The organism is Rhizobium binxianense (assembly GCF_028994275.1).
Classification (GTDB): domain Bacteria; phylum Pseudomonadota; class Alphaproteobacteria; order Rhizobiales; family Rhizobiaceae; genus Rhizobium; species Rhizobium binxianense.
Window position 1 is genome coordinate 1,652,126 of sequence record NZ_CP118713.1, and the last position, 20,623, is coordinate 1,672,748.

19 protein-coding genes are annotated in these 20,623 nt (G+C 61.0%); 18 read left to right on the top strand and 1 reads right to left on the bottom strand.

The annotated features are described in order from the left end of the window. Positions 1-108 precede the first annotated feature (108 nt). The 18 genes from PO860_RS08260 (at position 109) to lpxB (ending at position 19,116) form a co-directional block, all read left to right on the top strand. Positions 109-945 carry a cell envelope integrity EipB family protein gene (locus tag PO860_RS08260; RefSeq protein WP_183607463.1) on the top strand — a complete coding sequence of 279 codons (837 nt, stop codon included), beginning with the start codon at positions 109-111 and terminating at the stop codon, positions 943-945. Positions 946-1,144: 199 nt separating this feature from the next. Beyond that, positions 1,145-2,221: a toxic anion resistance protein gene (locus tag PO860_RS08265; RefSeq protein WP_273882681.1), complete on the top strand. Its 1,077-nt coding sequence runs from the start codon at positions 1,145-1,147 to the stop codon at positions 2,219-2,221. A 14-nt stretch (positions 2,222-2,235) separates the two neighbouring features. After that, positions 2,236-3,804, top strand: coding sequence for a substrate-binding domain-containing protein (locus PO860_RS08270; RefSeq protein WP_273885035.1), 1,569 nt, complete (start codon positions 2,236-2,238; stop codon positions 3,802-3,804). A 7-nt stretch (positions 3,805-3,811) separates the two neighbouring features. Continuing rightward, positions 3,812-4,429 carry a 5-bromo-4-chloroindolyl phosphate hydrolysis family protein gene (locus PO860_RS08275; protein ID WP_183607461.1) on the top strand — a complete coding sequence of 206 codons (618 nt, stop codon included), beginning with the start codon at positions 3,812-3,814 and terminating at the stop codon, positions 4,427-4,429. Further along, on the top strand, positions 4,429-5,535 hold the full coding sequence (locus PO860_RS08280) for a type 2 periplasmic-binding domain-containing protein (RefSeq protein WP_273885034.1): 1,107 nt from the start codon (positions 4,429-4,431) through the stop codon (positions 5,533-5,535). Before PO860_RS08275 ends, PO860_RS08280 begins: the two co-directional genes overlap by 1 nt. A gap of 242 nt (positions 5,536-5,777) precedes the next feature. Further along, on the top strand, positions 5,778-6,545 hold the full coding sequence (gene rpsB, locus PO860_RS08285) for a 30S ribosomal protein S2 (protein ID WP_003573382.1): 768 nt from the start codon (positions 5,778-5,780) through the stop codon (positions 6,543-6,545). A gap of 241 nt (positions 6,546-6,786) precedes the next feature. After that, positions 6,787-7,713 (top strand): translation elongation factor Ts, encoded by a 927-nt coding sequence (tsf, locus tag PO860_RS08290; RefSeq protein WP_275038239.1) that lies wholly within the window; start codon positions 6,787-6,789, stop codon positions 7,711-7,713. A 96-nt stretch (positions 7,714-7,809) separates the two neighbouring features. Beyond that, positions 7,810-8,532 (top strand): UMP kinase, encoded by a 723-nt coding sequence (gene pyrH / locus PO860_RS08295; RefSeq protein ID WP_003573378.1) that lies wholly within the window; start codon positions 7,810-7,812, stop codon positions 8,530-8,532. Positions 8,533-8,801: 269 nt separating this feature from the next. Further along, entirely contained in the window at positions 8,802-9,362 is a 561-nt protein-coding gene (frr, locus tag PO860_RS08300) for a ribosome recycling factor (protein WP_097625357.1), read from the top strand. 37 nt (positions 9,363-9,399) lie between these two features. After that, the gene (locus PO860_RS08305) at positions 9,400-10,143 is read left to right on the top strand and encodes an isoprenyl transferase (RefSeq protein ID WP_183607458.1); all 744 of its coding nucleotides are present in this window, start codon (positions 9,400-9,402) and stop codon (positions 10,141-10,143) included. After that, positions 10,143-10,973 (top strand): phosphatidate cytidylyltransferase, encoded by an 831-nt coding sequence (locus PO860_RS08310; protein ID WP_183607457.1) that lies wholly within the window; start codon positions 10,143-10,145, stop codon positions 10,971-10,973. Before PO860_RS08305 ends, PO860_RS08310 begins: the two co-directional genes overlap by 1 nt. A gap of 28 nt (positions 10,974-11,001) precedes the next feature. After that, positions 11,002-12,135, top strand: coding sequence for an RIP metalloprotease RseP (gene rseP, locus PO860_RS08315; protein WP_183607456.1), 1,134 nt, complete (start codon positions 11,002-11,004; stop codon positions 12,133-12,135). 197 nt (positions 12,136-12,332) lie between these two features. After that, the gene (gene bamA / locus PO860_RS08320) at positions 12,333-14,672 is read left to right on the top strand and encodes an outer membrane protein assembly factor BamA (RefSeq protein ID WP_183607455.1); all 2,340 of its coding nucleotides are present in this window, start codon (positions 12,333-12,335) and stop codon (positions 14,670-14,672) included. 50 nt (positions 14,673-14,722) lie between these two features. Further along, complete coding sequence (gene lpxD, locus PO860_RS08325; protein WP_183607454.1) at positions 14,723-15,790, top strand: UDP-3-O-(3-hydroxymyristoyl)glucosamine N-acyltransferase; 1,068 nt, start codon at positions 14,723-14,725, stop codon at positions 15,788-15,790. Continuing rightward, a complete protein-coding gene (fabZ, locus tag PO860_RS08330; protein WP_097618841.1) occupies positions 15,783-16,250 on the top strand; it encodes a 3-hydroxyacyl-ACP dehydratase FabZ in 468 nt (155 codons plus the stop codon). Before lpxD ends, fabZ begins: the two co-directional genes overlap by 8 nt. Beyond that, positions 16,247-17,065: an acyl-ACP--UDP-N-acetylglucosamine O-acyltransferase gene (gene lpxA / locus PO860_RS08335; protein WP_183607453.1), complete on the top strand. Its 819-nt coding sequence runs from the start codon at positions 16,247-16,249 to the stop codon at positions 17,063-17,065. The genes fabZ and lpxA overlap by 4 nt, the downstream gene beginning before the upstream one ends. 3 nt (positions 17,066-17,068) lie before the next feature. Further along, positions 17,069-17,950: an LpxI family protein gene (locus tag PO860_RS08340; RefSeq protein WP_183607452.1), complete on the top strand. Its 882-nt coding sequence runs from the start codon at positions 17,069-17,071 to the stop codon at positions 17,948-17,950. Beyond that, the gene (gene lpxB / locus PO860_RS08345; RefSeq protein ID WP_183607451.1) at positions 17,947-19,116 is read left to right on the top strand and encodes a lipid-A-disaccharide synthase; all 1,170 of its coding nucleotides are present in this window, start codon (positions 17,947-17,949) and stop codon (positions 19,114-19,116) included. Before PO860_RS08340 ends, lpxB begins: the two co-directional genes overlap by 4 nt. 28 nt (positions 19,117-19,144) lie before the next feature. Here lpxB and gltA read toward each other — a convergent pair whose 3' ends face one another. Beyond that, a complete protein-coding gene (gene gltA, locus PO860_RS08350; protein ID WP_097618837.1) occupies positions 19,145-20,434 on the bottom strand; it encodes a citrate synthase in 1,290 nt (429 codons plus the stop codon). Positions 20,435-20,623: the final 189 nt, after the last annotated feature.

Genomic DNA, 20,623 nt, shown 5'->3' on the forward strand with positions numbered 1-20,623 from the left:
TCAAAAATTATGCATCAAGACTAGAATCTTTAATATGACAGGTTCGAGCCTCGATTTGGCCGAAAGCGTTCTTATAACATCGCGACCGAGTCCAACAGGAGTTAATGAATGTTCCGATCAGGTCTTGTCGCTCTGCTTTTCGCCAGCGTTTCCGCCAATGCATGGGCGGCTGCGCCCGCGGTAAGCGCTGCGATCGCGACCGGCCTCGTCGCACATCGCGCGGTCTACGATCTGGAACTGAAGGATGCGTCGGACCGCTCCGGCATCGCCGGCATGTACGGTCGCATGGTCTATGAGTTCGACGGCAACTATTGCCAGGGCTTCACCACCAATTTCCGCTTCGTGACGCAGATCGACACCGGCGACAGCGTCCGCGTCAGCGACCAGCAGACGAAGACCTTCGAGAATCTCAAGGACGGCAAGTTCACCTTCGACACCAAATCCTTCACCGACGAACAGCTCGACAAGGAGGTCAACGGTGCGGCTCAGGATCAGCCGGATGGCGTCAAGGTCGATCTCAAGCAGCCGTCGAGCCGCGAATTGCAGCTGGCCGAAAGCCGCTTTCCCACGGAACATATGCTCGACGTGATCCAGAACGCCAAGGACGGCAAGCGCTTCTTCGAGGCGCGTGTCTTCGACGGCTCCGACGACGGCGACAAATCGCTGGTGACGACGACGATCGTCGGCAAGCAGCAGACGCCGGTTGCTGAGGAGGCCGATGCCGGCAATGCCGGCGCCTTCTCAAAAACGGCCTTCTGGCCGGTGACGATCGCCTATTTCAACGAGAATGCGAAATCGGATGCTTTGCCGGTCTACCGCATGTCCTTCAAGCTCTATGAGAACGGCATCACCCGCGACCTGACGATGGATTACGGCGATTTCGTCCTCACGGGCAAGCTCGCCAAGCTGGAGCTGCTCGATCGCAGCGCTGAGGTTTGCAAATAGGCGCACCGGTTTTTCGACTGTCATAAAACTGTAGCATAAAGTTCACTATGGTGCGGCGACCAGCGATGATTGAGTCGCCTTCTGTCGTCCTGTTTTTCGGGTCGGTGCGATCCTAGCGGCCAGTCCATCACGATGGGGCCCGTTTATTGCGAAGATGGGCTTCCAGACGATTGTGCCCGCAGCCTGGAAAGCCCTACCGATGGCCGATACCGATCTCGCGACTGTTCAAAACACCGCCCTGCCGGTTATCGCCGCCGACCCGGCGGAAATTGCCCGCATATCCGATGGCATCGACATCACCGACCGCGCCGGCATCTCGGTCTATGGCGACCGCGCCCAGCAGTCGGTCAGCGACTATGCCGACAGGATCCTGCGCGAGGTTCGCAACAAGGATCTCGGTGAGATCGGCCGTCTCTTGACAGACATCATCCTGAAGTCGAAGAGCCTCGATCCGGCGTCGCTGAAGGATAAGGGTTTTCTCAGCCGCATATTCCTCTCCGCCAAGGCGCGCCTGGAACGGTTCAAGGCGGAGTTTGAGGACGTCGCCGGCCAGATCGACCGGATCGGCCTGGAGCTCGACCGCCATAAGGATACGCTGCGGCGCGACATCGCGCTGCTCGACGATCTGCACGAGGAAACCAAGCAATCGATCATGCGGCTCGAGGCCTATGTTCAGGCCGGCAAGACGTTCGCCGAGCGGTTTCGCAACGTCGATCTGCCGAGGCTGAAGGCGCAAGCCGAAGCGGCAGCGACCGGCCCCGGCGGCGGCATGCTGGAGGCACAGACCTATCAGGACAGCCTGCAGGCGCTCGACCGGCTGGAAAAGCGGGTCTTCTATTTGCAGCAGGCCCGCCAGCTCGGCATCCAGCAATTGCCGCAGATCCGCATCGTCCAGGCGGGCGACGAGACGCTGATCGAGAACCTGCAGGCGACGTCGGCGCTGACGGTGCCGGCCTGGAAGCAGAAGATGGTGATCCTGCTCGGCCTGACGCGGCAGAAATCGGCGCTCGAGCTGCAGAAAGCGGTGACCGACGCGACCAATGACATGATCCGTCAGGCATCCGAGATGATGAAGGATCAGGCGATCGCAATCGAGCAGCAATCGCAGCGCGGCATCGTCGATATCGACACGCTTGCCAAGGCAAACAGAGATCTGATCGACACCATATCCGGCGTGCTGCAGGTGCAGGAGGAGGGGCGTCGGAAGCGGGGGCTCGCCGAAAAGCAGATGGAGCAGATGACGGTCGAACTCAAGAAGGCGATGACCCAGGCGTGATCGGCAGGATGACGATGCGAGCACTGCTTTCTGGCCTGGCGCTTCTTGCCGCGTTGCCCTTGGCCGGCTGCAATCTCTTCGGCCAGGGGCCGGAGTTTTCGATCGTGTCGGGATCGGAGAACACTGTTCTGCAGCCGATCGTCGAGGAATTCTGCAAGCAGAAGAACGCCACCTGCACCTTCAAATATGAAGGCACGCTCGATATCGGCCTGGCGCTGCAGAGTGATCAGGGCGTCGAGCAGGATGCGGTCTGGCCGGCCTCCAGCGTCTGGGTCGACATGTTCGACACCAGGCGCCGCGTCAAGAGCCTGACCTCGATCGCCCAGACGCCGGTGGTCTTGGGTGTGCGCAAGTCGAAGGCGCAGCAGCTCGGCTGGATCGGCAGGGATGTGTTCATGAAGGACATTCTCGCCGCCGTCGAAAACGGATCGCTGAAATTCCTGATGACCTCGGCGACGCAATCCAACTCGGGCGCCAGCGCCTATCTTGCCATGTTGTCGAGCGCACTCGGCAACAAGCCGGTGATCGAACCCGGCGATCTCGACGACAAAAACGTTCAGGAGAGCGTCCGGTCGCTGCTGTCGGGTGTCGTGCGCTCTTCCGGCTCTTCCGGCTGGCTTGCCGATCTTTATGTCGAATCCGCCGGCAAGGGCACGGTCTACGACGCCATGTGGAATTACGAGGCTGTCCTGAAGGAGACCAACGACAAGCTTGCTGCCTTGTCGCAGGAGCCGCTTTACGCGATCTATCCGGCCGACGGTGTGGCCATGGCGGATTCGCCGCTCGGCTTCGTCGATCATGGTCGTGGGCCCGAAGTCCAGACCTTCTTCAATGATCTGCTTGCCTATCTCCGTTCGGCCCCCGTGCAGCAGCGCATCGCCGATACCGGCCGGCGCATCCCGCTGACCGGCGTTACCGCCAAACCGGAACCGAATTGGAATTTCGATCCGGCCCGGCTGGTGACGGCGATGCGCATGCCGGAGCCGGGCGTCATCCGCCAGGCGCTCACGCTTTATCAGTCGGCGCTGCGCAAACCGTCGCTGACCGCACTCTGCCTCGATTTTTCCGGCTCGATGCAGGGTGACGGCGAGGACCAGCTGCAGAAGGCGATGCGCTTCCTGCTGACTCCAGACGAAGCGAGCAAGGTGCTGGTGCAATGGTCGCCCGCCGACCAGATCATCGTCATTCCTTTCGACGGCAGCGTGCGCAATACTTTCACGGCGAGCGGAAACCCGCTGGAGCAGGAAGCGTTGCTGAACGAGATTTCGAGGCAGAAGGCCAATGGCGGCACCAATATGTATGATTGCGCCGAACGCGCCTTGCAGCAGATCGCCAGAACCGACAGGCCCTCGACTTATCTGCCTGCCATCGTCATCATGACCGATGGCAAGTCCGATGATCGAAGCCAGGATTTTATGCGCGACTGGAACGCGATGGAACCGCATGTGCCGATCTTCGGCATCACATTCGGCGATGCCGACAAGACCCAGCTCGACAGCCTCGCCAAGCTGACCTCGGCGCGCGTGTTCGACGGGGGGTCGGATCTCGCCACCGCCTTCCGCACCGCGCGCGGCTATAATTAGGACGGGCATGCGCAACTGGCTCGGCAATGACGGCAACTGGATCGTGGCGGGATTGGTGGCGGCAATCACCGTGCCGCTCTTGAGCTTTGTCGCCGGCATGCCCTTCTGGATCGCTGCCATCATCGCCCTTCTGGTCTTTGCCGGCCTCGTCATTCTGTTGGCGCCACGCCGGCTGTTCGAAGGTATCGATATCAAAAGCATCGGCAACGGACGCATCGCCTTTGCCCGCGACCTGCTGGAAGCCGCCGTTCCCTTTGCCGAGAGGCTGGAGACCGCCGCCGACACGATCAGCGATCGGAAGATGGCAGCCGCAGTCCGCCATCTTGCCGAAATCGCCGCCGATGTCTTTCGCAAGGTCGAGGCCAAGCCGGAGAGCGCCAATGCCGTGCGGCGGTTCCTCTCCTATTATCTGCCGCGTGCGGCCGAGGTGGCGGAAGGTTTTGCCGTCATAGAGGCCAAACGCGTCCCCGACCCCAAGCAATTGGAGGAGGTCCGCACCGTGCTGGTGAAGCTCGAAGAGGCCTTCGTCCATTATGCCGACAGCCTGGTCGACGAGGCGCTCGGCACGCTCGACACCGATCTGCGCCTTATTCAGGCATCGCTCAAAGAGGATATCGGACGCTGATGGCCCTTTCTCGTCGCGCCTTTGGAGTGGGACTGCTCGGAGCCGGCGTCGTCGGCACCGGCGGTTATATCGCCGTCCGGGATCGGCCGGAATTGCAGGGGCTGCTCGGCGCCCGCACGACGTTGTTCGGCTTCGTCGGCGGCGAGAAGGAGGCCTTCCTCGCCGACCCAGACGTCATCAAGGCGCTCGGAGCCTACGGATTGACGGTGGACAGCCGCGTCGCCGGTTCCGTCGAGATGGTGCGTGAACAGGCATTGCTGTCGCAGCATCCGCAATTCCTCTGGCCGTCCTCCTCGATCATGGTCGATATCGCCAGGCAGAACGGCATTGGCATCCGCAACGACCGCGTCGTGCTGAATACGCCGATCGTCGTCTATTCCTGGCAGCCCGTGGTCGATGGGCTGATGAAAGCCGGATTGGTGACGATCAGCAACGAAGGTCATCATCAGCTTGATCTCAAGGCGCTGCTCGATGCGATCCTTGCCGGCGCCGACTGGTCGAAACTCGGCGTCAACTCGCTCTATGGCCGCGCCCGCATCGTCTCGACCGATCCCAACCGCTCCAATTCCGGCTTCATGTTCTCAGGCCTGGTGCTCAGCCTTTTCAGCGGCAATGTCGCGACATCAGGCGATCTTGCGACGTTCGGCGGTAAGGTGCAGGCGATCTTCCGCAACATGGGCTTCAAGTCGCCGTCGTCAGGCAAGCTTTTCGACCAGTATCTGGCCGGCGGCCTCGGCGGAGAACCGATGATCGTCGGCTACGAGAACCAGCTGGTCGAATGGATCCTTGCCGATCCCGTGCGCTGGGACCGCATCAAGACGAGCCCCGGCGCAAAGCCGGTGGTGCTCTATCCGCGCCCGACCGTCTATTCCGCGCATCCGTTGATCGTTGTCGACGAGAACGCCAACCGGCTGATCGAAGCGCTGGTGAGCCCGCGGCTGCAGGAGCTCGCCTGGACGAGGCACGGGTTCCGCGGTCCCCTGGGAGCTGTCACGGGCAATGCCGACGGCGCCATATCGGGCTTGCTGCCGACCGAGGTCGATGCCGTCCTGCCGATGCCCGATGCCGGTGTCATGCTGTCGCTGCTGCGGACGCTGGCAAGCTGAGTGGCGGCATTGCAGGACAGGGAAGGGCAGGGTAGCCGGCCGGATCTTCGGCATGACCCGTGTTTTTATGCCGAATGGAATGTTTTCCTTGCTTTTATGCCGAACGGAATGTATGGGCACCACCATTCCACACGTAAGGCATGGGATTGTCCGGGAGAAATCCGGATCGTTCCGCCCGGTGGCATCTTCGAAGAGGATGCTGTTCGCCTTGCGGAGGTTCAACCGGAAAAGGATAAAAAGGCATGGCATTGCCCGATTTCTCTATGCGCCAGCTTCTCGAAGCAGGCGTCCACTTCGGCCACCAGACGCACCGCTGGAACCCGAAGATGAAGCCGTACATCTTCGGCGATCGTAACAACATCCACATCATCGATCTGGCCCAGACCGTTCCGATGCTGTCGCGCGCCCTTCAGGTCGTCAGCGACACCGTTGCCCGCGGCGGCCGCGTTCTCTTCGTCGGCACCAAGCGCCAGGCGTCCGAGATCATCGCCGACAGCGCCAAGCGTTCGGCCCAGTACTACGTCAACTCGCGCTGGCTCGGCGGCATGATGACGAACTGGAAGACGATCTCCAACTCGATCCAGCGCCTGCGCAAGCTCGATGAGATCCTCAACGGCGAAGCCCAGGGCTTCACCAAGAAGGAACGCCTGAACCTCGAGCGCGAGCGCGAAAAGCTCGACAAGGCTCTCGGCGGTATTCGCGATATGGGCGGCACGCCGGACCTGATGTTCATCATCGACACCAACAAGGAAAAGATCGCGATCGACGAAGCCAAGCGCCTCGGCATCCCGGTCGTCGCCATCATCGATTCGAACTGCGACCCGGACCTGATCGACTATCCGATCCCGGGCAACGACGACGCGTCGCGCGCTATCGCCCTTTACTGCGAGCTGATCTCCCGCGCTGCCATCGACGGCATCGCGCGTCAGCAGAGCTCTTCCGGCCGCGATCTCGGCGCATCCTCTGAAGTACCGGTCGAGCCGGCTCTCGAGGAAGCAGCCGAAGGCTGATGAAAGCGGGCGGATCGAAAGCTCCGCCAAGGCTTACAGAGACTGGGACAAGGCCGCTCGCGACTCATCGAAGTTCGGCGGCCTTGCCTGTTTCAGGGCGAGGGCGCAAAGCCTTTCGCCAAACAAGTTTCGTTATGACGCGTCTTCATCACGCTGTCATACATACAGGTACATTTCGTGCCTCAATCCGGTGCCGAGCCGCGCTTTGCGGTCCACCGTTTGAACCGACAAGAGGAAGCTAATGAGCGAGATTACGGCTGCAATGGTGAAGGAACTGCGCGAAAAGACCGGCGCAGGCATGATGGACTGCAAGAAGGCTCTTGCCGAAACCAGTGGCGACATGGAAGCGGCGATCGACTGGCTGCGCGCCAAGGGCATCGCCAAGGCCGACAAGAAGTCCGGCCGCACTGCCGCCGAAGGCCTCATCGGCGTTGCGAGCCAGGGCACCAAGGCCGTCGTCGTCGAAGTCAATTCCGAAACCGACTTCGTCGCCCGTAACGATGCCTTCCAGGATCTCGTCCGCGGCATCGCCAAGGTCGCCGTTTCCACAGACGGCACCGTCGAAGCCGTTGCGGCTGCGACCTACCCGGCATCCGGCAAGTCCGTTTCCGACACGATCAAGGATGCGATCGCAACGATCGGCGAGAACATGAACCTGCGCCGTTCAGTCGCTCTCTCCGTCGAGAACGGCGTCGTCGCCACCTATATCCACAATGCTGTTTCCGACGGCCTCGGCAAGCTCGGCGTTCTCGTCGCGCTGAAGTCGACCGGCGACAAGGAAGCCCTGAACGCGATCGGCCGCCAGGTTGCCATGCACATCGCTGCAACCGCGCCGCTGGCGATCCGCCCGGAAGAAGTCGATGCCGCCGTCGCCGAGCGCGAGCGCAATGTCTTCATCGAGCAGTCGCGCGCTTCCGGCAAGCCCGACAACATTATCGAGAAGATGGTTGAAGGCCGCATGCGCAAGTTCTTCGAGGAAGTCGCCCTTCTCTCGCAGGCTTTCGTCATCAATCCGGACCTGACGGTCGCAGCTGCCATCAAGGACGCTGAAAAGGCTGTTGGCGCACCGATCGAAGTCGCCGGCATGGCCCGTCTGCTGCTCGGCGAAGGCGTCGAAAAGGAAGAGACCGATTTCGCAGCCGAAGTCGCCGCTGCCGTCAAGGGTTGATCTTCCAGCCATAATTGGGAAAACAAGAAGGGCATCGCGTGACAACGCGATGCCCTTCGTGTATCGGGCATTCACGGCAATTTACGAGGAGCCAAGATGTCTTTAGAGCCTGTCTATAAACGCGTTCTACTCAAGGCTTCCGGCGAAGCACTCATGGGTAGCCAGGGTTTCGGCATCGATGTCGCGGTGGCGGACCGCATTGCATCCGATATCGCCGAAGCAAGGCATATGGGTGTGGAAGTCGGAGTCGTCGTCGGTGGCGGCAATATCTTCCGCGGTGTCGCGGTTGCGTCCAAGGGCGGCGACCGGGTCACCGGCGACCACATGGGCATGCTCGGCACCATCATCAATGCGCTGGCGTTGGCGACCTCGCTGCGCAAGCTGAACATCGATACGGTGGTGCTGTCGGCCATCTCCATGCCGGAGATCTGCGAGAGCTTTTCGCAGCGCGCAACCCTCTATCATTTGTCGATGGGACGCGTGGTGATCTTTGCCGGTGGCACCGGCAACCCCTTCTTCACCACCGATTCCGCCGCCGCACTGCGCGCTGCCGAAATGGGCGCGCAAGCGATCTTCAAGGGCACGCAGGTGGACGGCATCTACACCGCCGACCCGAAGAAATATCCCGATGCTACCCGCCTCGACCGCCTGACCCACCAGGAAGTGCTGGACAGGGGACTGGCGGTGATGGACGTTGCGGCCGTCGCGCTCGCCAGGGAGAATTCCATTCCGATCATTGTCTTCTCGATCCACGAGAAAGGCGGTTTTGCTGAAATCTTGACGGGCGGTGGCCTCAAGACCATCGTCTCAGACAACTGATATAAGCTGCGCCGCTTTATCAGGCGCAGCCCTCGCTGGAGCATGATGATCTTGGGCCCGCTTGGCCTAAAATCTGAATCATGTTCTACATTAAATAGTTAGAGCATGATGTCGTTCGAAAGACGCTGATACTTTTCGGCATCATGCTCTAGAGCATGTCGCGCAAAAGTGTGCAGCGGTTTTGCGAAAACGACATGCGTAGAACCAGGACTTAAAGCGCGGCAAGCGAATCTGAAAGATCGCGACGCGCTTTATACGGGAGCATCGACATGAGTGAAGGTATCGACATCAAGGAACTGAAGCGCCGCATGGACGGCGCGGTTTCCGCATTCAAGAGCGACATCGCGTCGCTGCGCACCGGCCGTGCTTCGGCCAACATTCTCGATCCGGTCACGATCGAGGCCTATGGTTCGCGCATGCCGCTGAACCAGGTCGCCAACATCACCGTCCCCGAGCCGCGCATGCTGTCGGTCTCCGTCTGGGACAAGTCGATGGTCAGCGCCGTCGAGCGCGGCATCCGCGAATCCAATCTCGGCCTGAACCCGATCGTCGACGGCCAGAACCTGCGTATTCCGCTGCCGGAGCTGAATGAGGAGCGCCGCAAGTCGCTTGTCAAGGTCGCTCATGATTATGCGGAAAAGAGCAAGGTCGCGATTCGGCATGTTCGCCGCGATGGCATGGACGGCCTTAAGAAGGCCGAAAAGGATGGCGTAATCGGCCAGGACGAGGGCAGGGCGCAGTCGGAACGTGTACAGAAGATGACGGACGAGACGATTTCCGAAATCGACCGCTTGCTTGGCGAGAAGGAAAAGGAAATCATGCAGGTCTAGCGGATCTGCGCCTTTGCCTGGAAAGACCGGACGGGAAATGTCGGAAACTGTATTTGTGACTGTGCCAGAGCATGTTGCCATCATCATGGACGGCAATGGCCGTTGGGCCAAGCAGCGCGGCTTGCCGCGCACGATGGGCCATCGCAAGGGCGTTGAGGCGGTCCGCGAGACAGTTCGCGCCGCAGGTGCCGTCGGCATAAAATATCTGACCCTCTTTGCCTTCTCCTCTGAGAACTGGCGCCGGCCGGAGGCCGAGGTTTCCGATCTGCTCGGTCTGCTCAAGGCTTTCATCCGGCGTGACCTTGCCGAGCTTCATCGCCAGAACGTGCGCATCAAGGTGATCGGCGACCGCCACAGCCTGCGCAGCGACATTCTCGGCCTGTTGCTCGAGGCTGAGGAAACGACCAAGGACAATACGGCGCTGACGCTGGTCATCGCCTTCAACTACGGTTCGCGCGACGAGATCTCCCGGGCTGTGGCGAGCCTGGCGAGGGACGTCGAGGCAGGCCGCCTGCGGGCCCAGGACATCACCCCCGCATTGATCGACGCCCGTCTCGACACGGCGGGTATTCCCGATCCGGATCTGATCATCCGCACCAGCGGCGAGGAGCGGCTGTCGAACTTCCTGCTCTGGCAGGCCGCCTATTCGGAATTCATCTTCCTTCCGGAATACTGGCCGGATTTCAGCCCCGAGATCTTCCGCCAGGCGCTCGAGAAATTCGCCTCTCGCGACCGGCGCTTCGGCGGCCTGTCGTCGCAGGCTGCCGCGGTCGGCACCTGATGCAGAGGGAATTGAAGCTCCGCATCGTTTCAGGACTGATTCTGGCGGTCATCGTTCTTGTTGCCACCTGGTATGGCGGGTTTACCTTCCGCATCCTGGCTGCCGTGATCGGCCTGTTGATCTATTATGAGTGGTCGAAAATAACCGGCATCGCGCGTGATTGGGTCGCCAACGCTGTCGGCTGGATCGGCCAGGCGGCGATCGCCTCCCTGGTGCTTGTCGGCCATTTCGAATTCGCCGCCGGTATGGTGGTCGGCGTCACTGCCGTCGGCATAGCGCTGATCATCCTGCACGGCACCAGCCGCTGGTTGCCGGTGGGCCTGTTTTATGCCGGCGCCACCGGGCTGGCGCTCGCCGCGATCAGAAGCGATGACCGGCCCGGTCTTTACGCCATGCTCTTCGTCTTTGCCGTCGTCTGGGCAACCGACATCCTGGCTTATTTCGTCGGCAGGGCGCTTGGCGGGCCGAAGCTTGCCCCTTCGATCTCGCCGGGAAAAACATGGTCTGGCGCCATCGGCGGTGCCGTTTCGGCGGTCGCAGCCGGCGTCGTTCTTATCCACTTTCTCATTCCGGGCGCTGAAATCATCGCCGCCGGCGCAGCACTCGTTCTCTCGGTCTGCAGCCAGTCGGGAGATCTGTTCGAATCCTTCATCAAGCGAAAATTCGGCGTCAAGGATTCAAGCCGTCTCATTCCGGGTCACGGCGGTGTCATGGACCGTGTCGACGGACTGATTTTTGCCTGTTTTTCGGCGTTCTTGCTTGCTGGAGCTTTTTCCCTGATAAAGGGGGCCGAAATGACCTCGCTCGGAGCGGCATTGTTCGGACTCTGATGACGCGGCAGCCCGACGGAAGGAACTCATGGACGTGATGGCCGGTATATACGCATTCCTGATGGGGAATATCGTCACCTTCATCCTCGTGCTCTCGCTGCTCGTCTTCGTGCATGAGATGGGTCATTACCTCGTGGGGCGCTGGAGCGGTATCCGCATCCTTGCTTTTTCCGTCGGTTTCGGCCCGGAACTATTCGGCTTCACCGACCGCCATGGAACGCGGTGGAAGATTTCGGTGATCCCGCTTGGCGGCTACGTCCGTTTCTTCGGTGACGAGGATGCCTCGAGCAAGCCCGACAGCGAGGGGATCGCCGCCATGTCCGAGGAGGACAGGGCGCGCTCCTTTGCCGGCGCCAAGCTGTGGAAACGCGCTGCAACCGTTGCGGCCGGCCCGATCGCCAATTTTCTGCTGGCGATCGCCATCTTCACCATTCTTTTCTCTGTCTATGGTCGCACGATCGCCGATCCTGTTGTCGCCGAGGTCAAGCCGGAGGGCGCCGCTGCCGCCGCCGGTGTCCTTCCCGGCGATCTCCTGGTCGCCATCGACGGCAGCAAGGTCGAGACCTTCGACGACGTGCGCCGCTATGTCAGCATCCGCCCCAGCCAGAAGATCGTCGTGACGATCGAGCGCGCCGGCCAGAAGCTCGACTTGCCGATGGTGCCCGAGCGCGTCGACCAGACGGACCAGTTCGGCAACAAGATCGAGCTCGGCCAGATCGGCATCGTCACCAACCAGCAGGCCGGCAATTTCCGCCTGCAAACCTATACGCCGCTCCAGGCGCTGCGTGAGGGCGTAATCCAGACCCGGGATATCGTCACCGGCACCTTCAAATATATCGGCAACATCTTCGCCGGAACGATGCGGGCCGATCAACTGGGTGGACCGATACGCGTGGCGCAAGCTTCGGGCCAGATGGCGACGCTTGGTATAGGCGCAGTGTTGCAGCTTGCCGCCATGCTGTCGGTTTCGATAGGATTGCTTAACCTGATGCCGGTCCCGGTACTTGATGGCGGCCATCTGATGTTCTATGCGGTGGAGGCGGTGAGGGGGAAACCATTGGGCTCGGCGGCCCAGGAAATTGCATTTCGCATCGGCCTGGCGATGATACTGACATTGATGGTTTTCACGACCTGGAACGACATCGGCTCGTGGATAGGGTAAACGAGCAAGGCATGGGAATTACTATTTATTTACGATGTTTCAAGGCTGTAGTGGCGAATGGGTCACGCTTGCAAATGAAGTAAACAGAAATTAACGGCCTCGCTTGCTTGTATGTCAAAAGCGGGTAAAACGACACACGTGACCGGAATCGGGTTCTCCCGGCAACGGGGACGAGGGAAACAAAGGTAATAGGTGAAATGAAGGCTGGTTCAAAGTTTTTGAACGCAGTATCGGCGGTTGCGCTGTCTGCTAGTGTTGTTGCTTCGGGCGCAGGTGCTTTGACGTTCGTTTCCGCTACGGCCGCTGAGGCCGCGGTTATCCAGCGCATCGATGTGCGCGGTGCAAGCCGTGTCGGCGCGGAAGCCGTCCGATCGAACCTTACCATCGCTCCCGGAAAGAGTTTTTCCAACAGCGATATCGATGCCTCGGTCAAGCAGCTCTACGGGACGGGTTACTTCTCCGACGTCAAGATCTCGGTCTCTGGCAGCACGCTGGTCGTCAACGTCCAGGAAGCCCAGCTGGTCAATCAGGTCGTCTTCAACGGCAACCGCAAGATCAAGGACGACAAGCTCGCGACGATCGTCCAGACCCACGCTGCCGGCCCCTACAGCGACACCCAGATCCAGGCCGACATCCAGTCGATCAAGGAAGCTTATGCCGCCACCGGCCGCAGCGAGGTCGAAGTGACGACGCAGGTGGTGCCGCTCGGCGAAGGCCGCGTCAACCTTGCCTTCGTCATCAACGAGGGTGACCGCACCAAGATCGATTCGATCAACTTCGTCGGCAACAATGCCTACAGCGCCGGCCGCCTGGCTGCCGTCATCAACACCAAGCGTTCGAACTTCCTGTCGTTCCTGACCCGCAAGGACGTCTATAACGAAGACAAGCTGCATGCCGACGAGGAAGCGCTGCGCCAGTTCTATTACAATCGCGGTTACGCTGACATGCGCATCGTCTCTTCCGATGCCACCTTCGACGACGCGACCAACAAGTACACGCTCACCTTCAACATCGAGGAGGGCCAGCGTTACGACTTCGGACCGGTGACTGTTCAGTCCACAGTCGAAGGTGTCGGCTCCGATCAGCTGCAGCCGCTCGTGCGCACGAAAGAAGGCCACGTCTACAGCGCCAAGGAAGTGCAGAAGTCGATCGAAGCGATCTCCGATCAGGTTGCTTCTGCCGGTTATCCCTTTGCGCGCGTCACGCCGCGCGGTAACCGCGACCTCAACAACAATACGATCGGTGTCGAATACCTGGTCGACCAGGGCGAGCGCGCCTATGTCGAGCGCATCGAGATCCGTGGCAACAGCCGCACGCGCGACTACGTGATCCGCCGCGAATTCGACATGAGCGAAGGCGACGCCTTCAACCAGCAGATGATCACCAAGGCCAAGCGCCGCCTCGAAGCGCTCGGTTACTTCTCTTCCGTCAATATCTCCACCCAGCCGGGCAGCTCCCCGGACCGTGTCGTGGTGGTCGTCGACGTGCAGGATCAGTCCACGGGTTCGTTTGGTGTCGGCGCGGGTTATGCCGCCGGCGGCGATGGTCTGCTGCTGGAAGCCTCGATCGAGGAAAAGAACTTCCTCGGCCGCGGTCAATACATCCGCATTTCGGCTGGCGGCGGTCAGGAAGGTTCGCGCGCCTACGGCGTCAGCTTCACCGAGCCTTATTTCCTTGGCTACCGCCTGGCGGCGGGCTTCGACGTCAACCACAGCGAAACGTCGAGCAATGACAACTACGATTACGAGGAAACCAGCGTCGTCCTGCGCGTCACCGCGCCGATCACCGAGGATCTGGCGACGACCTTCCGCTATAACTACAAGCAGATGAAGTACGACGCTGACAATAACGATCTTTCTGATCTGTCCGCTCCGTATCAGCACCTCGTCGAGGACAGCCCTTGGACGCGCTCTTCCATCTCGCAGACGCTGACCTATAACACCCTCGACGATACGGTCCTGCCACGCGAAGGCATCTATGCGACGGCGACGCAGGAAATAGCCGGCCTCGGCGGCGACTCACAGTTCTACAAGATCTACGGCAAGGCCCGTTACTATCACCTGCTCGCCGACGATGCCGATATCATCGGCTCGGTTTCGGCCTCGGCGGGTTATGTCGTCGGCTTCGGGGAGCACCTGAATGTTTTCGACCAGTTCACCCTCAGCAATGGTGATATTCGCGGCTTCGAAAACAAGGGTATCGGCCCGCGTGTTTCCGGCACCAACGACGATCCGCTGGGTGGTACGACTTATTTCACGGCGTCGGCCGAAGCGACCTTCCCGATGCCGGGCTTCCCGCGTGACTTCAACCTGCGCGGCGCGGTCTTCGCCGACGCGGGTACGTTGTTCGGCAACGACGTTGACCTGAGGGGTGACGGCATCGATGGCGAAGACGCTTCTCTGCGCGCTTCCGTCGGTCTCGGTGTTGTCTGGCAGTCTCCCTTTGGTTCATTGCGCCTGGATTACGCGATCCCGGTTCTCAAGGAAGACTTCGACAAGACGCAGAACTTCAAGTTTGGCATCAACAACCAATTCTGATATCGGCAGTCCGGAACTGTAAGACTCAATTCCGTTCTGGAGCATTGCCGATGGAGCAAAACGTTTTTTTTCTGCCCCATGAAGGTCTGAAGCTTGCTGAGCTGGCAGAGTTTCTTGGGGCGGAACTCGTCAATTCCGACCATTCAGATGTTGTCGTCAGCTCCGTTGCCCCTCTCAACCGGGCGCGCGCGGGCGACCTCTGTTATATCCTGTCGCGCCGCAGCCGCGATGAACTGGCGACATGCGAAGCCTCGGCGGTGATCTGCGACAAGGCGCTCGCCGATCTCGTCCCCGAGCATATCCCGGTCATCCTGTCGTCCAATCCGCATGCGGCCTTCGCGATGGCGGGCGGTCTGCTCTATCCCGCGGCATTGCGCCCGGTCGTTTTTTCCTCAGGCGAAGGCGAAATCGCACCCAGCGCTGTGATCGACCCGAGCGCCAAACTCGAAAAGGGCGTGATCGTCGAGCCGATGGCGGTCATCGGTCCGCATGCCGAGATCGGTGAAGGGACGCGGATCGGCGCACACAGCCTTATCGGTCCAGGCGTCAAGATCGGCCGGGATTGTTCGATCGCAGCCGGTGCGAGCGTTCTCTGCGCCCTGATCGGCAACGGTGTCATCATCCACAACGGCGTGCGCATCGGCCAGGATGGTTTCGGTTATGCACCGGGTCCGCGCGGCATGATCAAGATCGTCCAGATCGGCCGTGTGATCATCCAGGACAAAGTCGAGATCGGCGCCAACACCACGATCGACCGCGGCGCCATGGACGATACCGTCATCGGCGAAGGCACCAAGATCGACAACCAGGTGCAGATTGGCCACAATGTCCAGATCGGTCGCCATTGCGCCATCGTTGCGCAAGTCGGCATCGCCGGCAGCACGAAGATCGGCAATGGCGTGCAGATCGGCGGCCAGGTCGGCATCAAGGGGCATGTGACGATCGGCGACGGCGTGCAGATTGCCGCCAAAAGCGGTATCATGACCGACCTTCCAGCCGGCGGACAATATGGCGGCGTCCCAGCACGTCCGCTAAAAGACTATCTGAGAGAGGCCGCACAGCAGGTGTCGAAAAGCAAGCTGCGCGGAAGGAACCCTGGAGGCAAGGAAAATGACTGAGGAAGCCACGACAACGCTTTCTTCGGCTGACATCATCGAGATCATGAAGCTGCTGCCGCATCGGTATCCGTTTCTCATGGTCGACAAGATCATCGAGATCGATGGCGACAACAGCGCGATCGGCATCAAGAATGTCACGGTGAACGAGCCGCATTTCACCGGCCATTTTCCGGAAGCTCCGATCATGCCTGGTGTGCTCTTGATCGAGGGCATGGCGCAGACCGCGGGTGCGATCTGTGCCAAGAAGGAAGGTCAGCCCGGCAACCTCGTCTATTTCATGACCATCGAGAATGCGCGTTTTCGCAAGCCCGTCCTGCCCGGCGATCGCGTCGAATTCCATGTCAAGAAGCATAAGCAGCGCGGCAATATCTGGAAATTCCATTGCGACGCCAAGGTTGACGGCGCGCTTGTCGCCGAGGCCGATATCGGCGCGATGATCGTTCGTAAGGATCAGGCATGAGCAATATCGCCGAAAGCGCCCATATTCATCCGATGGCTGTCGTCGAAGACGGCGCTGTTGTCGGTGAGGGCGTCAAGATCGGTCCCTTCTGCTATGTCGGCCCGCATGTCGTGCTCCATGCGAATGTCGAGCTCCTGGCGCATGCGGTCGTCACCGGCCGCACCGTGATCGGCAAGGGCACACGCATCTTCCCTATGGCCGTCGTCGGCGGTGATCCCCAGAGCGTGCATCACGGCGGCGAGGAGACGACGCTGACGGTCGGCGCCAATTGCACGATCCGCGAGGGTGTGACGATGAACACCGGCACGGCCGATTTCGGCGGCCAGACGATCGTCGGCGACAACAACCTCTTCCTGGCCAATTCCCATGTCGCGCATGACTGCAGGGTCGGCAACCACGTGATCATGTCGAACAACGTCATGCTCGCCGGCCATGTCGTCATCGAGGATCGCGTCATCCTGGGCGGCGGCTCGGCCGTTCACCAGTTCACCCGCGTCGGCCGTCAGGCCTTCGTCGGCGGGCTTTCGGCGGTGAGTTACGACGTCATTCCCTATGGCATGCTGAACGGCAATCCCGGGCTGCTGGGCGGTCTCAATGTCGTCGGCATGACGCGGGCCGGCGTCGACCGCGCCGTCATCCACAGGGTGCGCCGCGCCTATAAATCGATCTTCGAAGGAACGGCCTCGATCCGCGAAAACGCCGCCGCCATCCGTGACGAATATGCCGATTGCGAGCAGGTGGTCCACATCCTCGATTTCATCGCCGCCGACAGCGACCGCGCCTTGTCCTCGCCGACCCGGGGGCAGAAGGGCTAATCCGTGGTTTTATCAGGCGAAACCGCTGCGGGGCGGCTGGCGATCATTGCCGGCGGCGGTCTTCTGCCTTCCTATGTCGCCGAAGCCGCGCGCGCGGCGGGTGAAAATCCCGTCATTGTCGCGCTGAAGGATGAAAGCGACCGGCGCTGGGAGGGTTATGACCATGCCGTCATCGGCATCGGCGATTTCGCCGCCCTCGATGGGCTCTTCAACCGTTATGGCGTCGGCCGTGTCGTGATGTCGGGCAGCGTGCGCCGCCGGCCGGAATGGCGCGAGGTGCGCCCGACGCTGCGCATCCTGATGAAGGTGCCGGCCGCCATCCGCACGCTGCTCTCCGGCGGCGACGACACGGTTCTGCAGATGGTGATCCGGCTGATCGAGGGAAACGGCCGCCGCGTCGTCGGCGCCCATGAAATCGCCCCCGACCTGCTGGCCTCCGTCGGCCCGCTTGGCGCGGTCGTGCCCGGCGAGGAAGATCGGCGCGATATCAGCCGGGCCGCCGAAGCCGCGGACATGCTCGGCCGGCTCGACGTCGGGCAGGGTGCTATCAGCATCGGCGGACGGGTCGTGGCACTCGAGGGTCTTGAGGGCACGGATGAGATGCTGGACCGTGTCGCGGGTCTCAGGGCTGCCGGGCGCATCTCGCCGCGGCGGCGCGGCGCGCTCGTCAAGCTCTGCAAGCCGCAACAGGATATCCGCGCCGACCTGCCGGCGATCGGCGTTTCCACGATTCTGAACGCTGCGAATGCCGGCCTTGCCGGCGTCGCCGTCGAGGCCGGCCGCGCGCTGGTGCTCGATCGCGCCGCCGTCATCAAGGCCGCCGATGAGTCCGGTCTTTTTGTCTGCGGTATCGATCGCGGCCTGCCGACATGGGGGCTCGAATGAATGGGTCGCCGCTGAAAATCGCCGTCATTGCCGGCGAGGTGTCGGGTGATCTGCTCGGCGCCGATCTCATCGCTGCCCTGAAGCGGATTCACGGCGGGCCGGTGGAACTCGTCGGCGTCGGCGGCGAGGGGCTGCAGGCCGAGGGCCTGACATCCCTGTTCGATTTTTCCGAGCTTTCGATCATGGGCATCACCCAGGTGCTGAGCCGGCTGCCGAAGCTCTATACGCTGATCCGCCAGACGACCGCTGCCATCATCGCTGCAAGGCCTGACATTCTGCTGATTATCGACAGCCCGGATTTCACCCATCGCGTCGCAAAGCGGGTCCGCACCGCGCTGCCCGATCTGCCTGTCGTCAATTATGTCTGTCCGAGTGTGTGGGCCTGGAAGGAATATCGCGCCACGCGCATGCTCGCCTATGTCGATCACGTACTCGCCGTTCTCCCCTTCGAGCCGGCAACGATGCGCGCGCTCGGCGGGCCGCCGACGACCTATGTCGGGCATCGCCTGACGGCCGACCCCGCGTTGCTGCAAACCCGAAGCGCGCGCGCCGGCCGGCAGCCCGGCAACGGCACGATCCTTCTTCTTCCCGGATCGCGTTCCTCTGAGATCAAGAATCTCCTGCCTTATTTTGAAGCGGCAACGAAGGAGCTTGTCGCGCGCAACGGGCCGACCCGTTTCATTCTGCCGACGGTGACGCACAAAGAGGCGCTTGTCCGCGAAATGACGGCGGGATGGGCGCTAAAGCCGGAGATCGTTGTCGGGGCGGAAGCGAAATGGAAAGCCTTCACTGCGGCCGATGCAGCCATGGCGGCGTCCGGAACCGTTATTCTTGAACTTGCACTTGCCGACGTTCCCGTCGTCTCCGCCTACAAGGTCGACTGGATCATGCGCATGCTGACAGGGCGCATCAAGACCTGGACCGGCGCACTGCCGAACCTGATCGCGGATTACCCGGTTGTGCCGGAATATCTGAACGACGTCGTTCGCGGCGCAAGCCTTGCGCGCTGGATGGAAAGGCTGTCGGCCGACACCTACCAGCTCAAGGCAATGAAGGAAGGCTACGAACTTATCTGGCAGCGAATGCAGACGGAAATACCGCCTGGTGAGCATTCGGCGCAGATCGTGCTCGCTGTTTTAGCCAACAAAAAACCCGGCCATTCCTGACCGGGTTTTCTTTTGGAGTTCGAAGCAATCAGCGTTTCGAAACCGGCACGTAATCGCGCTTCGGTTCGCCGACATAGAGCTGGCGCGGACGGCCGATGCGCTGTTCCGGATCTTCGATCATCTCGTTCCACTGGGCGATCCAGCCGACGGTGCGGGCGAGCGCGAACAGCACGGTGAACATGGTCGTGGGGAAGCCCAGCGCCTTCAGCGTGATACCGGAATAGAAGTCGATATTCGGATAGAGCTTCTTCTCGATGAAATATTCGTCGGTGAGCGCGATGCGCTCCAGCTCCATCGCCACTTCGAGCAACGGATCGTCCTTGATGCCGAGTTCGCCGAGCACTTCATGCGTCGTCTTCTGCATGATCTTGGCGCGCGGATCATAGTTCTTGTAGACGCGGTGACCGAAGCCCATCAGGCGGAACGGATCGTTCTTGTCCTTGGCGCGGGCGATATATTCCGGAATGTGGTCGACCGAGCCGATTTCCGAAAGCATGTTGAGCGCCGCTTCGTTGGCGCCGCCATGGGCGGGGCCCCAGAGGCAGGCGATGCCGGCGGCGATGCAGGCGAACGGGTTGGCGCCCGACGAGCCGGCGAGCCGGACGGTCGAGGTCGAGGCGTTCTGCTCGTGGTCGGCATGCAGGATGAAGATACGATCCATGGCGCGGGCAAGCACCGGATTGACCACATATTCCTCGCAGGGCACGGCAAAGCACATGCGCAGGAAGTTCGAGGCGTAGTCGAGATCGTTCTTCGGGTAAACGAAGGGCTGGCCGATATGGTACTTGTAGGCCATGGCGGCGAGCGTCGGCATCTTGGCGATCATGCGCAGGCTGGCGACCATGCGCTGGTGCGGATCGGTGATGTCGGTGGAGTCGTGATAGAAGGCCGACAGCGCGCCGACACAGCCGCACATGACGGCCATCGGATGCGCATCACGGCGGAAGCCGGTAAAGAAGCGGCTCATCTGCTCGTGCACCATGGTGTGGTGCGTGACGCGATAATCGAAATCCTTCTTCTGCGCGGTGGTCGGCAGTTCGCCGTAGAGAAGCAGGTAGCAGACCTCGAGGAAGTCGCCATGCTCGGCCAACTGCTCGATCGGATAGCCGCGATGCAGCAGCACACCCTCGTCGCCGTCGATATAGGTGATTTTGGATTCACAGGATGCGGTCGAGGTAAAACCCGGATCGTAGGTGAAGGAAGCGGTGTTCTTGTAGAGAGCACCGATATCGATGACGCTCGGGCCGATCGTGCCGCTTTTGACAGCGAGGTCGACTGATTTGTCACCGATTTTTATTGTTGCGCTTTGATCCGTCATGCTGATCCTCCGAACTGGCGGTGGCGCCACAAAAGCGCCATAGGGGTTAAGCGTCCTCACCGATAGCTATATGATCGCGAAGCTAATGCCAAGTTACCCCGATGGCATTTTGTGCATTGCGGCATCACCTTTTAGGCACTGCAGCGATGAGCCGCACGCATAGCGGAAGCCAATGATTCGACTGGTCTT